Consider the following 13586-nt stretch of genomic DNA (forward strand, 5'->3'; position numbering starts at 1 on the left):
GGGCGGGGCGGTCAGCGGCGGGCGTACGGGTCGAGGACGTCGTCGCCCTCGCGCGCGGCGGTCGCCCGGCGGCCGAGCACCACGACGTACGCCAGGAAGGCGAGCCAGACGGCGGCGCCCGCGAGGACGCGGAGCGGGACCGGCACGGGCGCGGGCGTCACGAACGCCTCGATGACGGCGGAGACCGCGAAGAGCCCCACCAGGCCGACGGCGACCAGGACACCCTCGCGGCCCGCCCGGGCGACCGCCTGCCCCCGGGTGAGCTGGGCGGGCGGCGCGATCCACGCCCACCCGACGCGCAGGCCCACCCCGGCGGCCACGAAGACGCCGGTCAGCTCCAGCAGCCCGTGCGGGGTGATCAGTCCGAAGAAGACGTCCGCCCGGCCGTAGGCGACCATCACCCCGCCGACCACGCCGATGTTGAGCGCGTTCTGCCAGAGGAGGTAGAGCACGGGGACGATGAGCACCCCGGCGGCGAGACACTGGGCGGCGAGCCAGGCGTTGTGCGTCCACAGGTGGAAGGCGAAGGTCGGCGCGGCGAACTCGGTGTAGTAGCCGGCGAAGCCGGACTCGACCAGGTCGGCGGCCGCCTCCTCGCCGATGAACGCGCCCGCCGTCTCCGGGTTGCCCGCCACGTACCAGATGAGGAAGAAGCTGAGCAGGGTGAAGCCGGTCGCCACCCCGCACCACCAGGGCCAGGCGCGGTAGACCGCGCCGGGGAAGCCGACCAGCAGGAACCTGCCGACCGCCGCCCAGGACGGCCGCGGGCGGCCGGTGAGCCGGGCCCGGGCCCGCAGCACCACCTGGGAGAGCTGGCTGACCAGCGCCGGGTCGGGTGAGCGGCTGCGCAGCACCGAGAGCTGGGTGGTCGCCCGCTGGTAGAGGGCGACGAGTTCGTCGACCTCGGCGGCGGCGAGCCGGCCGCGCCGGGAGAGTTCCTCCAGCCGCCGCCACTCCCCGCCGTGTTCCGCGACGTACGCGTCGAGATCCACCTTCACCCCCGTCCGGCGATCATAGTGTTCACTGTCGGGGTGAGAGCGCAACCACGACCGCCGGCCCGACCCGCCCCGTGGGGCGACGCCGGGCTGGTCAGCGGGGAGGCCGTGGAGCTGGACGTCCGGGCCGCCCGGATCGGCTCCCGGGTGCTCGCGCTGATGCTCGACATCCTGGCCCAGCTGGTCCTCGTGCTGGTGCTGTCGATCGCCGCCGGCATCGTGCTGAGCAACCTGCCGCCCGGGCTGGTCGACGGGGCGCTGACCGGTGCCCTCGCGACGGTGGGGCTGGTCCTGGTGCTGGTCGGCTACCCGGTGCTCTGCGAGCGGTTCAACCACGGCCGGACGCTGGGCAAGCTGGCGGTCGGGCTGCGGGTGGTCAGCGCCGACGGCGCCCCGGTGGGGCTGCGGCAGTCGCTGACCCGGGCGCTGGTGGGCGTGGCGGTGGAGTGGCCGGGCCTGGTGCTGCCGCTGCTGAGCTGGGTCGCCGGCGTGACCGTGATGCTGACTGACCGGCGGGGGCGCCGGCTGGGCGACCTCGTGGCGGGCACGCTCGTCGTGCACACCCGGACGGCGACCGCCTGGCGGCCGGTCCCGACGGCGGTGCCCGTGCTGGTCGGCTGGGCGCACACGCTGGACCTGAGCCGGCTGGACGACGGCCTGGCGCTGGCCGCCCGGCAGTACCTGGCCCGGGTGCGCCACCTGGCGGAGCCGGCCCGCGGGCGGCTGGGCCGCGGCCTGTGGGCCGAGATCTCGGCGGTGATCACGCCGCCCCCGCCGCCGGGCATGCCGGAGTCGGTCTACCTGGCCGCGGTCCTCGGCGAGCGGCACCGGCGGGCCTGGCACCGGCTGGGCCGCGGTCGCGCCGTCGCCGCGACGCTCTGGCCGGAGCTGACGCCCGGCCCGCCCGCGCCGCCCCGCGCGGTCCCGGCCGCCGCCCCGCCCGAGGTCGCCGCGCCACCCGGCACGATCCGTCCGGCGGTGCCCGGCGGCGCGCCGGCCGCCGTGCCGGCGCAGCCCGTCGCGGCGGTACGGCCGGCGGTCGCGGCGGTGACCGCGTCGACGCCGCCGTCCACCTCCGCCCCGTCGGCGCCGGCGAGCGTCATGTCCACGCCCGACGCCGGCACCTGACCGGCGGGCGCGGGCACCCGAGCGGCGGGCGCGGGACCGCCGACCGTCGCCCGGCTGTGGCAGGATCCGGCTCGCTCGCCCCTACCGAGACGGGAACACCGTGGCCGACGACCTGTTCACCCCCACCATCGCGCCGGCGGCGTACGAGGCGCGTCGCCCGCCGTGGCGACCGCACTCGCTGCTCTTCCCCGCCGTGTTCGGCGGCCCGACGGCGGCCACCGTGCTGGCCCTGGTCAACGGGCACCGGCTGGGCCTGCCCCGCCGGACGCACCTGGCGGTGCTCGGCGTCGGGCTGGCCGGGCTGGTGGCCCGGCTGGTGGTCACGCTCGTGGTCTTCGACGACGGGGCCGACCGGCCCGTCCGGCTGATCGGGGCGCTGGCCGGCGCGCTGGTCTGGCTCGCTGCCTCCGCCACGCAGAAGCGCCGGTTCCGGGCGTACGAGCTGCGCGGCGGCGAGCCGGCGTCGCTGTGGCTGCCCGGCGTCGGGGCGGTGCTCCTGTTCGGCTTCGCCGAGGCCGCGCTGATCGTGCTGGTGGCCGCCGCGTGACCGCCCCGGAGACCCAGCTCGCCCGGTTGGTCCAGCTCCTGGAGCTGAACCGGCTGGAACAGGCCCTGGACGAGGTGAACCGGCTCCCCGCCGCGCTGGCCGCCAGCCCCGCCGCGTTCCGGCTGCGGGCGGCGGCACTGACCGGGCTGGACCGTTGGGACGAGGTGGTCGCCGTCGCCCGTCAGGGCCTGGCCGAGACCGGCCCGGACGCGGAGTTGCTCGGCCGGCTGGGTCTCGCGCGGCGCCACCGCCGCGAGTTCGCCCCCGCCGAGCGGGCGCTGCTCGACGCGCTGGCCATCGAGCCGGAGAACCCGTGGCTGCTCTGCCAGTACGCCGACCTCTGCTCGGCCGTGGGCCAGACCGACAAGGCGGAACGCCTGGTCGCCCGCGCCGCCGCGATCGTCCCGGACGCGCCGGCCGTCTTCGCCTCCCGTTTCCAGCTCGCGTACGCCCGGGGCGACGACCGGGCCGCCGAGCGCATCTCCCGCGAGTTCCTCGGGGCGTGGCCGGCCAACCCCGCGGCGCTCGCCCTGCACGGCGTCGCTGCGGCCCGGCGCGGCCGGGTGGGCACCGCGCACCGTGCCTTCGGCCAGGCGGTGGCGCACGATCCGACCGACGCCGACTACGCCGAGGCCGCCTGGGAGAGCCGGGTGTACACCCACCCGCTGCTGCTGCCGCTGCGGCCGCTCTACCGGCTGGGGATCCTCCGCACCTGGCTGCTCGCGATCGGCGTGGTGGTGCTGCTCAACCTCGCCGGGCTGGACCTGCTCGCTGGCCTGTTCGGCCTGGCGTGGGCGCTCTTCTGCGTCTGGTCGTGGATCGCCCCGCCGCTGGTCCGCCGCATGGTCCTCGGCCGGTGGCGGTCGTGAGGTCGGCGCGGCCGGCGGCGGTCGGGAGCGCGCGTCGGCGGTGGCGGTCGTGAGGGCGTTCGGGCCGTGGCTGGCCGTCCTGGCGGTGGTGCTGCTGCTCAGCGCGCTGCGCCTGCGCGCCCTGGCCACGGTGGTCTCGCTGGCCTGGCTCGCCTGGTGCGTGTGGACCTGGGTCCGCCCCGCCCGCCGCCGCTCCCGCTCCGGCCCGGACTGACCCCGCTCCCGCCCCGGCCGGCCCCGGCCCGACTGACCCACGCCGGTCGCGGCACGCCGACGGGCCGGCCGCCCACAGTCGCCGGAGACGCCGACGGGCCGGCCCGCTGGCGCGGGCCGGCCCGGTCGGTGCGGGTCGGCTCAGTACCGGTAGTGCTCCGGCTTGAACGGGCCCTCGACGGAGACGCCGAGGTAGGCGGCCTGCTCCTTGGTCAGGGTGCTCAGCTTGGCGCCGAGCGCCTCCAGGTGCAGCCGGGCGACCTTCTCGTCCAGGTGCTTCGGCAGCACGTAGACGCCGACCGGGTATTCCTCGGTCTTCGTGAACAGCTCGATCTGGGCGATCGTCTGGTTGGCGAACGAGTTCGACATCACGAAGCTCGGGTGGCCGGTGGCGTTGCCCAGGTTCAGCAGGCGGCCCTCCGACAGCACGATGATCGCGTGCCCGTCGGCGAACTTCCAGAGGTCGACCTGCGGCTTGATGTTGACCCGCTCCACGTCGGACCGCTTCGCCAGGCCGGCCATGTCGATCTCGTTGTCGAAGTGGCCGATGTTGCCGACGATGGCCTGGTGCTTCATCCGGGCCATGTGCTCGTTGGTGATGACGTCGAAGCAGCCGGTGGCGGTGATGAAGATGTCCGCCTGCTCGACCACGTCGTCCAGGGTGGCGACCTGGTAGCCGTCCATCGCCGCCTGGAGGGCGCAGATCGGGTCGACCTCGGTGACCACGACCCGGGCACCCTGGCCACGCAGCGACTCGGCGCAGCCCTTGCCGACGTCGCCGTAGCCGAGCACGACCGCCATCTTGCCGCCGATCAGCACGTCGGTGGCCCGGTTGATGCCGTCGATGAGCGAGTGGCGGCAGCCGTACTTGTTGTCGAACTTGCTCTTCGTCACCGAGTCGTTGACGTTGATGGCGGGGAAGAGCAGGGTGCCGGCGCGGTGCATCTCGTAGAGCCGGTGCACGCCGGTGGTGGTCTCCTCGGTCACGCCCTTGATGCCGGCGGCGATCCGGGTCCACCGCTGGCCGTCCTCGGCGAGCGAGCGGTGCAGCACGCCGAGGATGACCGCGTACTCCTCGGAGTCGGCGGACTCGACCGGCGGGACGGCTCCGGCCTTCTCGAACTCGACGCCCTTGTGCACCAGCAGGGTGGCGTCGCCGCCGTCGTCGAGGATCATGTTCGGGCCCTGCCCGTCGGGCCAGGCGAGCACCTGCTCGGTGCACCACCAGTACTCCTCCAGGCTCTCGCCCTTCCAGGCGTAGACCGGGACGCCGGCCGGGGCCTCCGGGGTGCCCTCCGGACCGACCACCATCGCGGCGGCGGCGTGGTCCTGGGTGGAGAAGATGTTGCAGGACGCCCAGCGGACCTGCGCGCCGAGCGCGACCAGGGTCTCGATCAGGACGGCGGTCTGAATGGTCATGTGCAGCGACCCGGTGATCCGGGCGCCAGCGAGCGGCTGGGCGTCGGCGAACTCACGACGGATCGCCATCAGGCCGGGCATCTCGTGCTCGGCGAGCTGGATCTCCTTGCGCCCGAACTCGGCGAGCGACAGATCCGCCACCTTGTAGTCGCCCTCGGCGAGGGTGCTCGGCCGGGCCTCGGACGGCGTTCCGCTTGCGGACGCCGGGAGGGTGCTGGTCATGGAAGCTCCTGTCGGACGATGTGCTGCGCGACCCTCCACCTTACGCGCGCGGGCCGCCGCGGAAGGGACCGGCCGGTGATGAGAGCAGGAAGACAGAAGCGGGCAGCGCACGGGGCGGTCGGTCGTGGACGGACTCTCCGTCCACCAGCCGCCCGCCCCGTGCATCCCCCCGGTTTGGATCCCTCGCGCGCGTTCTCGGACCGTCGTCGCGATAACGCTGCGTACCCATAGAGTCACACTGCGCAGTCGCGGCGTCAAGCCGTTCCGGGAAAGTCGGACTTGCCCCGCCCGGCGACCGGTGGGCGGGCGACCCGCTCAGCCCTGGCCGCAGCTCGCCACGTACGCCTCGCCCGTGCCCGCCACGCGCAGCGGCCCGGCGGCGGCCGTGCCGACCGCGGCCCGCCCCCGTCCGAGCGTCACCGCGCCCGTCCCGTCGTCGACCGAGAGCTCCCCCGCGCAGCAGAGCACCACGCGCGGCCCGGGCACCGACAGCGTCACCGCCGGCAGCGCCGCGCCCACCGTCACCCGGTGCAGCGCGAAGTCGTCCACCGGCACCGGCCAGGTGACCACCCCGGGGTCGACCTCCAGCGACGGCACCACCGGGTCCCGGAGCACCTCGAAGCGCAACACCCGGAGCAGCTCGTCGACGTCCACCCGCTTCGGCGTCAGACCGCCGCGCAGCACGTTGTCGCTGGCCGCCATGATCTCCACGCCGGTGCCCCGCAGGTAGGCGTGCAGGTTGCCGGCCGGCATCCAGATCGCCTCCCCGGGCGCCAGCCGCACCCGGTTGAGCAGCATCGCCACCAGCACCCCCGGGTCACCCGGGTAGGCGGCGGCGAGCTCCCGGGCCAGCTCCGCGTCGGGCCCCGCGACCGCCGCCGACGCCGCGGCCCCCACCAGCGCGTCGCGCTCGTCGGCGGGCCAGGTCAGCAGCAGCCGTACGGCGTCGCGCAGCCCCGACGGGCCGGTGCGCAACGCCGCCAGCACGGGCTCCAGCGCGGGTACGCCGAACCCCGCGAGCGCCTCCGCCGAGGCGACCGGGTCACGGAACCCGCAGAGCGCCTCCATCGGCGAGAGCGCGACCAGCAGCTCCGGCTTGTGGTACGGGTCGACGTAGTTGCGTTGCCCGGCGGGGCGGCCGGCGTCGGCGGCGTGCCCGGCACGGGCCTGCTCGGCGTCCGGGTGCGCCTGCAGACTCAGCGGGGCGTCCGCGGCGAGCACCTTGAGCAGGAACGGCAGCCGGGTGCCGAACCGGCCGACGACCCGCTCGCCGAGCCAGTGGTCCGGCTCGGCGAGCAGCAGGTCGGTCAGGTCGACCCGGCCGCCGTCGCGGTCGACCGTGGCCGGGCCGCCCGGGTGGGCGCCCAGCCACAGCTCGGCCTCCGGGCCGTCGCTCGGCACCGGCCTGCCCTGCAACTGGGCGATCGCCGAACGGGACCCCCACGCGTAGTCCCTGATCGGTCCGTACAGCGGTTCCACCGGTCAGCTCCCGGGCCGCCCGGCGGCCTCACCCGGCTCGGATCCCGGCGCGGCGGTGTGCGCCGCGCTCCCGCTGCCCGCCCGCTCGGCGGCGGCGCTGTAGATGTCCGGCTCCAGGTAGATCACCCGGGCGGCCGGCACGGCGGCGCGGATCCGGGCCTCGACGACGTTGATGCCGCGGGCCAGCTCCTCGGCGTTGTCGCAGGCCGGCACGCCGATCTTCGCGGCGACCATCAGCTCCTCGGGGCCCAGGTAGAGCGTCTTCATGTGGATGATCCGCTCCACCTCCGGGCCGTCCGTGACCGCCTTCTCGATGGCGGCGACGTCGTGCGCCTCGGCGCCCTCACCGAGCAGCAGGCTCTTGGTCTCGACGGCCAGGATGATCGCGATGGCCACCAGCAGCACGCCGATCATCGCGGTGCCGACGGCGTCCCACCGGCCGTTGTCGGTGATCAGCGTCATGCCGACGCCGAAGAGCGCGAAGACCAGACCGACCAGCGCCCCCAGGTCCTCCAGCAGCACCACCGGCAGCTCCGGGGCCTTGGCCCGGCGCACGAACCTCACCCAGGACTGGTTGCCCCGGACGAGGTTGGACTCCTTGATGGCGGTGCGGAAGGAGAACGACTCCATGATGATCGCGGCCACCAGCACGACGACCGGCACCCAGTGCCAGCTCGTGATCGGCTCCGCGTGCGACCACTTGTGGTACGCCTCGTACAGGGCGAACAGGCCACCGACGCTGAACAGCACGATGGAGACGATGAACGCGTAGATGTAGCGCTCGCGGCCGTAGCCGAAGGGGTGCTGCGGGGTGGCCGCCCGCTTGGCCCGCCGGCCGCCGAGCAGCAGCAGTCCCTGGTTGCCGGAGTCGGCCACCGAGTGGATCGACTCGGCCAGCATCGACGACGACCCGGTCAGCAGGAACGCGACGAACTTGGTGACGGCGATGCCGACGTTCGCCAGCAGCGCGGCGACGATCGCCTTCGTCCCGCCGTTGGCGCTCACGCCGCCGCCCCGTTCCGTCGCGCGGCGCCGCCGGGCACCGGCGCGCCGCGCCGCTCGACCCGTTCCCTGCTATCGCTCACTGGTTCGCCAGCTCCTTCATCTCGGTGATGGCCGGAACGGCCATCGGATCCAGTCCGTGTGCCAGGGCGAGGTAGACCGAGGCGAAGTCCGGCACGGCGACCAGCGAGGCGAGCCGCTCCAGCGCGGAGCCGCCCTCGGCGGTCACCACGTCGCAGCGCACACCGCGCCGCTCGGCGAGGGTCTGCACCGCGTCCGCGCGGCGCTCCTCGACGTCGAGCGGCTCGTCGGCGTCGTCCTCGGGGTTCAGCCCGCCGTCGCGCAGCAGCACCAGCCGCAGCCGGGTGCCGGTCGACGCCTCGTCGTCGGGGTCGGCGAAGATGTCCCGCTCCCCCTCCGCCAGGCCGCCGAAGACGCCGTCGAGCAGGCCGACCCGCCCCCGCCCGGCCTCGCCGAGCGCCCCGCTGACCACCGGGTAGCGGGCGTTGGCGGACAGGGTGTCGCCGAACCGGCGGGCCGCCACGGTGGCGAGCGGCGACGAGCCCCAGACGATCGGCACCGAGCCGGCCAGACCCAGGGCGAGCGACTTCGCCGGGTTGACGAAGGACTCGGCCGTCGGGCGGCACCGGTCGGCGTCCGCGTCGAGCCGGGCCGCGGTCTCCGCCAGGTCCGCCTCGTTGACCTTCACCAGGCCGAGCGTACGGGCGGCGAGCAGGACCGGCACGGTGAGCGCCCAGAGGCTGGCCCGGGCCGGGGCGCGCCGGGGCACCGGGATGAACGGCGCCCGGGCCCGCTCGGCCACCGACTGCAACTGCGAGTCGGGCGCGCCGACGGCGACCAGCCGGGCGCCCCGCCGGTGCGCGGCCTCGGCGGCGCCCAGCGCCTCTGGGCTGCGGCCGGAGGCGCTCACGGCGATGACCACGTCGGCAGCCCCCACCCAGCCGGGCACGCCGGCGCTGCGGTGCGGGATGACCGGCACCGGGCAGCGCGGCCCGGCGACGGTGGCCAGCACGTCACCCGTACGGCCGGCGGTGCCGATGCCGGCGATGACGACCGCGCGGGGTCGGCCCTCGTCGGCGAGCACCTGGAGGTTCGCCTCGGCGGCCAGGGCGGCCGACTCGCGGACCTGCGCCCCGGCGGAGGCGGTGTGCCGCAGCATGCCGCCCGGGTCGTGCTCGGCGAGCGCGTCCTGGTCGTCGAGCAGGGCCTCGTCGGGATCGCGGCGGCCGCTGACCCCGGCCGTACCCTCGATCACGACCGCTCCGCGGGGCCGCCGCGCGCCTCGTCCAGCAGCAGCACGGGCACGTCGTCGCGGACCTCGAAGATCCGACCGCACTCGGTGCAGGTCAGCGTCTGCGCCTCCGCGTCGTAGTCGAGCGGGGCGTGATGCGTGTCCGGACAGGCGAGGATTTCCAGCAACTGCGGGTCCAGGGCCACGGCGCGGCTCCTTCCACGTATGCGGTTTCACCGATCGACGGTGCCGACCGGCGCAGGCGATCTTATCGGCGAACCCGGTCGAGCACCTCGTCACGGAGCGAGGTCATCCGCTCCCGGGTCGGGGCCTCGACGTTGAGCCGCAGCAACGGCTCCGTGTTGGAGGCGCGGAGGTTGAACCACGCGCCGTCCGGGAAGCGCAGCGTGAGGCCGTCCAGCTCGTCGGCCTCGGCCTGCGGGTACGCGGCCCGCACCTCGGCCACCTTGGCGGCCTGGTCGGCCACGGTCGAGTTGATCTCGCCGGAGGCGACGTACCGCTCGTACTCGCCGGCCAGCACGGACATCGGCAGCGACTGCTCGCCCAGGGCGGCCAGGGTGTGCAACGCGGCGAGCATGCCGGTGTCGGCGAACCAGAAGTCCCGGAAGTAGTAGTGGGCGGAGTGCTCACCGCCGAAGATCGCGTTGGTGCGGGCCATCTCCGCCTTGATGAAGGAGTGCCCGACCCGGGCGACGACCGGCTCGCCGCCGTGCTCGCGGATGATCTCCGGCACGGCGCTGGAGGTGATCAGGTTGTGGATCACCGTCGAGCCGGGGTGCTTGGCCAACTCTCGGGCCGCCACCAGGGCGGTGATCGCCGACGGGGAGACCGGCTCGCCGCGCTCGTCGACCACGAAGCAGCGGTCGGCGTCGCCGTCGAACGCCAGGCCGATCTCGGCGCCGTGCTCGAGCACCGCGCGCTGGAGGTCGACAAGGTTGGCCGGGTCCAGCGGATTGGCCTCGTGGTTGGGGAACGTGCCGTCCAGCTCGAAGTAGAGCGGCACGATCTCCAGCGGCAGCGCCGGCAGGACGGCGTCGCCGAGCACGGCCGGGACGGTGTAGCCGCCCATGCCGTTGCCGGCGTCGACGACGACCTTCAGCGGGCGGATGGTGGAGAGGTCCACCAGCTCGCGCAGGTACGCCGCGTAACCGGCCAGCAGGTCGCGGCGCTCGGCCGGCGCGGTCGGCTCGCCGGCCGGGTGGGCCTCGTCCTTGTCCAGCAGGGCCTGCGCCCGCTGGCGGATCTCGGCCAGCCCGCTGTCCTGCCCGATCGGCCGGGCGCCGGAGCGGCACATCTTGATGCCGTTGTACTGCGCCGGGTTGTGGCTGGCGGTGAACATCGCGCCGGGCAGCCCCAACGCGCCGGAGGCGTAGTAGAGCATGTCCGTCGAGCCGAGCCCCAGCTCGATCACCGAGCGCCCCTCGGCACGCACCCCGGCGGCGAAGGCGGCGGCCAGACCGGGACCGGTGGCACGCATGTCGTGCGCGATGAGCACCGCGTCGCCGCCCTCGCCGTAGGCGTCCAGCACCTGCGCGAAGGCCACGCCGAGGGCCTCGGCGGCCCGCTCGTCCCACTGGTCCGGCACCGTCCCACGGACGTCGTAGGCCTTCACGATCTGGGACAGATCAGACACCGGTATCGCTCCTCGCGCCGCAGGTCGTCAACGGCCTGAGCGTATCGGAGGGGCGCGGGGCGCCCCGGCTCAGCCAGGGAGCCGGGGCATGAACCTGGTGTGGTCGCCGCCGTCGGCCTCCGGGGGCGGGTCACCGGGTCGCCCGGTGGCGGGCGGAGCCGATGTCGGCCGGCCGTACTGCCCCGGGGTGGGCGGCGTCGACGTCGGGTTCCCGGGCGGGGCGGACACCGGCGGCGGGGTGGGCCCGCCGGGCACCACCTGGGTGGCCTCCGGGGACGGGCGGCTGCCGTACACGCCGCCGGCCGGACGCGGGGCGGGGGTGCCCCCGTACACGCCGGGGACGGGCGGCTGCTGGCCGTACACCTGGCCGGGCGGGACGGGGGCGGCGGCCGGGCCCTGCGCGGAGCGGTACGTGGTGCCGCCGGGGTTGCTGCGGGGCAGCGGGACGGGCGGCAGGTCGTCGGCGGGTTCCTTGTCCGCCCGGGAGCGGCGGAAGATCAGGAGAATGAGCAGGACCCCGACGGCCACCATGGCGATACCGAAGAACATGACCACCGACCCGCCGCCGGACTCCTCCTCGGCGGCGTTGACGGTGGCGCCGGCGCCCTGCCCGGCGACGGCCGCCAGGGCCGGCGACTCCCCGGCGGTCCCCGCCTGCGAGGCGACCGCGCTCGGGGTCGGCGACGGCTTCTTCGAGGGCGTCGGCGACGGCGACGCGGAGGCCCGGCCGCCGACCACCCGGGACGCCTCGGCGCCCCGGCCCAGCAGCTGCCCGAGCGCGTTGCTGGCCGCGCCGGTGACCGTCAGCCGGCCGCCCGGCGCACCCTGGACGAACGCCACCCGGTAGCGCACCGAGATGCTCTTGCCCTTGCACAGCCGCGGGTTCGCCGGCGAGGTGGCCGGAGTGGCCACGCTGCCCCCGCCCCCGGAGAGCGACACCGGGAACCAGTGGCCGCCCACGTTGACCTGCGCCCTGACCTGGTCGGCGCGCAGGCCGCCCAGGCGCAGCCCCAGAGTGGTACGCAGCAGCACGCAGCCGTCGCTGCGCTTGCGCACCTCGATCGAGACGCCCTCGGCGGAACCGCCGGCCGTGAAGCTGCCGGCCGACCGCACCCGGACCGAGTCGTCGTCGGCGAGCGCCGGCGTCGCGCCGAGCGCCACCAGGCCACCCAGCAACGCGCAGACCGTCGCGAGCCGCGCCGCGTGCCGACGTACCGCCATGATCACCTCGCCGTTCCTCCCCCGACGGGGGTCCGCCGGTAGGCTACTACCGCCGCCGGGTGAGGCCCGGTCATAGAGCGCTCCGGATGTGCGCCGCATTACCCTGGTGGTCGCGCTGCACCTGACATCCGGTCCCCGCACCTGGCCTCCGTCAGCGGGGCGGGCCGGCACCTCGGCATCGACACTCCCGGTGGCGCCCTCCGCGCGTTTCTTGGCTGGCAGGGCGTCTGCGGGTCTCGGGCAGGGTGTCTGCGGACGTCCCCGGGCGGGGTGCCTGTGGACGTCCCCGGGCGGACGGGGTGCCTGTGGACGTCTCGGGCGGGCGGGTGCTTACGGGTGCCTGCGAGCGTCCCGGCTGGACGGCCGCGGGCGTCAGCCCGCTTCGGCGGCCGCCAGCGCGTCGCGGCAGAGCCGGTCGGCGGTGCGGGTGGTCTCGGGCAGCCGGTAGCGCGGCGTCAACGCGAGCACCCGCGCCGTCGCGTTGTCGAGGCTCATCCGGTGGCCGACGCTGACGAAGACCGGCTTCACGCCGTCCCGGGTACGCAGCACCCGGCCCACGATCTCGGCCCCGTCCCGCAGCGGCGTCCACGCGCCGCGCTCGTCGGCCGGCGGGGCCCACTCGCCGAGCAGCGGCGTCTTGCCCACCCCGATCGCCGGCAGGCCGGTCACCACGCCCAGGTGGCAGGCCAGCCCGAACCGGCGCGGGTGGGCCAGCCCGTGCCCGTCGCAGACCAGCACCTCCGGCCGCACGGTCAGCCGGTCGAGCGCGTCGAGCAACGCGGGCAGCTCGCGGAACGCGAACAGCCCCGGGACGTAGTCGAAGGCGGGCCGGCCCACGCTGACCGCCGAGTCGACCACCGCGAGCGTCCGGGCGTCCAACACCGTCACGGCCGCCGCGAGGCGGTCGCCACTCTCGGCGTACGCGACGTCCAGGCCGGCCACCGTCGCCGGCTCGGCCGGCCCCGGCCCGACCATGTCGACCAGCGGCCGCAACCGCTCCTGCACGGCCAACGCCTCCGCCACGCTGCCCGGCACAGCAATGGGCGCACCCGACACCTCAGACATGGCGACCTGCGCGACCCCCGGTCCGTCCGTCGTCACGACGACCGGCCGGTGGCCTGCCTGCCGGCACTCTGCTGGCCAGCGGAGCGCTGGTCGGTGTCTGATTCAGCCATTTCGCCATGCTATTCCGGCCTCACAAACCACCCCGTCCACGGTGAACAGCGACGCTCCTACTGCCCGACGCGGCCGTCGATCAGCTCGCGGAGCAGGTCGGCGTGGCCGTTGTGCCGGGCGTACTCCTCGATCATGTGCACCAGCAGCTCCCGCAGCGAGACCTCCCCGTCTCCGTGTCGGCCCGTGACCCCCCAGGTCGTCGGACTCGGCGACGAAGCGCTCGGCGAACTCCACCTCCGCCCGCCAGGTGCGCCACGCCTCGGCCACCACCTCCGGGTCGCCGACCGCACCGTCGAAGTCGCCGTCCGGGCGGGCAGCGGCGGGGTAGCGAGGTCAGCAGGGGATTCAGCCATACGAGCGACCCTGACCGGCGCCGAACCGGAGTCGCAATAAATTTCCGCCAGCGGCG

At 75.1% G+C, this 13586-nt stretch carries 13 protein-coding genes and 1 pseudogene; 4 read left to right on the forward strand and 10 right to left on the reverse strand.

Annotated features, from left to right (window positions below; all coding sequences use genetic code 11):
* Positions 1 to 11 precede the first annotated feature (11 nt).
* Entirely contained in the window at positions 12 to 998 is a 987-nt protein-coding gene (locus ABZ793_RS10795; protein WP_357455162.1) for a stage II sporulation protein M, read from the reverse strand.
* A 33-nt stretch (positions 999 to 1031) separates the two neighbouring features.
* Here ABZ793_RS10795 and ABZ793_RS10800 point away from each other — a divergent pair, with 33 nt between their 5' ends.
* The 4 genes from ABZ793_RS10800 (at position 1032) to ABZ793_RS10815 (ending at position 3753) form a co-directional block, all read left to right on the forward strand.
* Positions 1032 to 2123, forward strand: coding sequence for an RDD family protein (locus tag ABZ793_RS10800; protein ID WP_357455165.1), 1092 nt, complete (start codon positions 1032 to 1034; stop codon positions 2121 to 2123).
* A 100-nt stretch (positions 2124 to 2223) separates the two neighbouring features.
* Positions 2224 to 2670, forward strand: a complete 447-nt coding sequence (locus ABZ793_RS10805) for a hypothetical protein (protein WP_357455168.1) — start codon at positions 2224 to 2226, stop codon at positions 2668 to 2670.
* Complete coding sequence (locus ABZ793_RS10810; protein WP_357455171.1) at positions 2667 to 3539, forward strand: tetratricopeptide repeat protein; 873 nt, start codon at positions 2667 to 2669, stop codon at positions 3537 to 3539. The genes ABZ793_RS10805 and ABZ793_RS10810 overlap by 4 nt, the downstream gene beginning before the upstream one ends.
* Before the next feature lie 49 nt (positions 3540 to 3588).
* Entirely contained in the window at positions 3589 to 3753 is a 165-nt protein-coding gene (locus ABZ793_RS10815) for a hypothetical protein (protein WP_357455174.1), read from the forward strand.
* A 140-nt stretch (positions 3754 to 3893) separates the two neighbouring features.
* On the opposite strand, the gene ahcY is transcribed toward ABZ793_RS10815, so the two are convergent.
* From ahcY to ABZ793_RS10860, 9 genes and pseudogenes are all read right to left on the reverse strand, one after another.
* Positions 3894 to 5393, reverse strand: coding sequence for an adenosylhomocysteinase (gene ahcY, locus ABZ793_RS10820; RefSeq protein WP_357455177.1), 1500 nt, complete (start codon positions 5391 to 5393; stop codon positions 3894 to 3896).
* 315 nt (positions 5394 to 5708) lie between these two features.
* Positions 5709 to 6872, reverse strand: a complete 1164-nt coding sequence (gene manA, locus ABZ793_RS10825) for a mannose-6-phosphate isomerase, class I (RefSeq protein WP_357455180.1) — start codon at positions 6870 to 6872, stop codon at positions 5709 to 5711.
* A 3-nt stretch (positions 6873 to 6875) separates the two neighbouring features.
* The gene (locus tag ABZ793_RS10830) at positions 6876 to 7877 is read right to left on the reverse strand and encodes a cation diffusion facilitator family transporter (protein ID WP_357455183.1); all 1002 of its coding nucleotides are present in this window, start codon (positions 7875 to 7877) and stop codon (positions 6876 to 6878) included.
* A 76-nt stretch (positions 7878 to 7953) separates the two neighbouring features.
* The gene (locus tag ABZ793_RS10835; protein ID WP_357455186.1) at positions 7954 to 9150 is read right to left on the reverse strand and encodes an SIS domain-containing protein; all 1197 of its coding nucleotides are present in this window, start codon (positions 9148 to 9150) and stop codon (positions 7954 to 7956) included.
* Complete coding sequence (locus ABZ793_RS10840) at positions 9147 to 9332, reverse strand: Trm112 family protein (RefSeq protein WP_350682673.1); 186 nt, start codon at positions 9330 to 9332, stop codon at positions 9147 to 9149. Before ABZ793_RS10840 ends, ABZ793_RS10835 begins: the two co-directional genes overlap by 4 nt.
* Before the next feature lie 62 nt (positions 9333 to 9394).
* Complete coding sequence (locus ABZ793_RS10845) at positions 9395 to 10780, reverse strand: phosphomannomutase/phosphoglucomutase (RefSeq protein WP_357455190.1); 1386 nt, start codon at positions 10778 to 10780, stop codon at positions 9395 to 9397.
* A gap of 69 nt (positions 10781 to 10849) precedes the next feature.
* Positions 10850 to 12001: a hypothetical protein gene (locus ABZ793_RS10850; RefSeq protein WP_357455193.1), complete on the reverse strand. Its 1152-nt coding sequence runs from the start codon at positions 11999 to 12001 to the stop codon at positions 10850 to 10852.
* A gap of 372 nt (positions 12002 to 12373) precedes the next feature.
* The gene (gene nfi, locus ABZ793_RS10855) at positions 12374 to 13066 is read right to left on the reverse strand and encodes a deoxyribonuclease V (protein WP_357455196.1); all 693 of its coding nucleotides are present in this window, start codon (positions 13064 to 13066) and stop codon (positions 12374 to 12376) included.
* Between the two features lie 167 nt (positions 13067 to 13233).
* A pseudogene (locus tag ABZ793_RS10860) lies at positions 13234 to 13435 on the reverse strand (DUF664 domain-containing protein); the annotation flags it as partial.
* Positions 13436 to 13586 lie beyond the last annotated feature (151 nt).

The organism is Micromonospora sp. NPDC047465, from assembly GCF_040643125.1.
Classification (GTDB): domain Bacteria; phylum Actinomycetota; class Actinomycetes; order Mycobacteriales; family Micromonosporaceae; genus Micromonospora.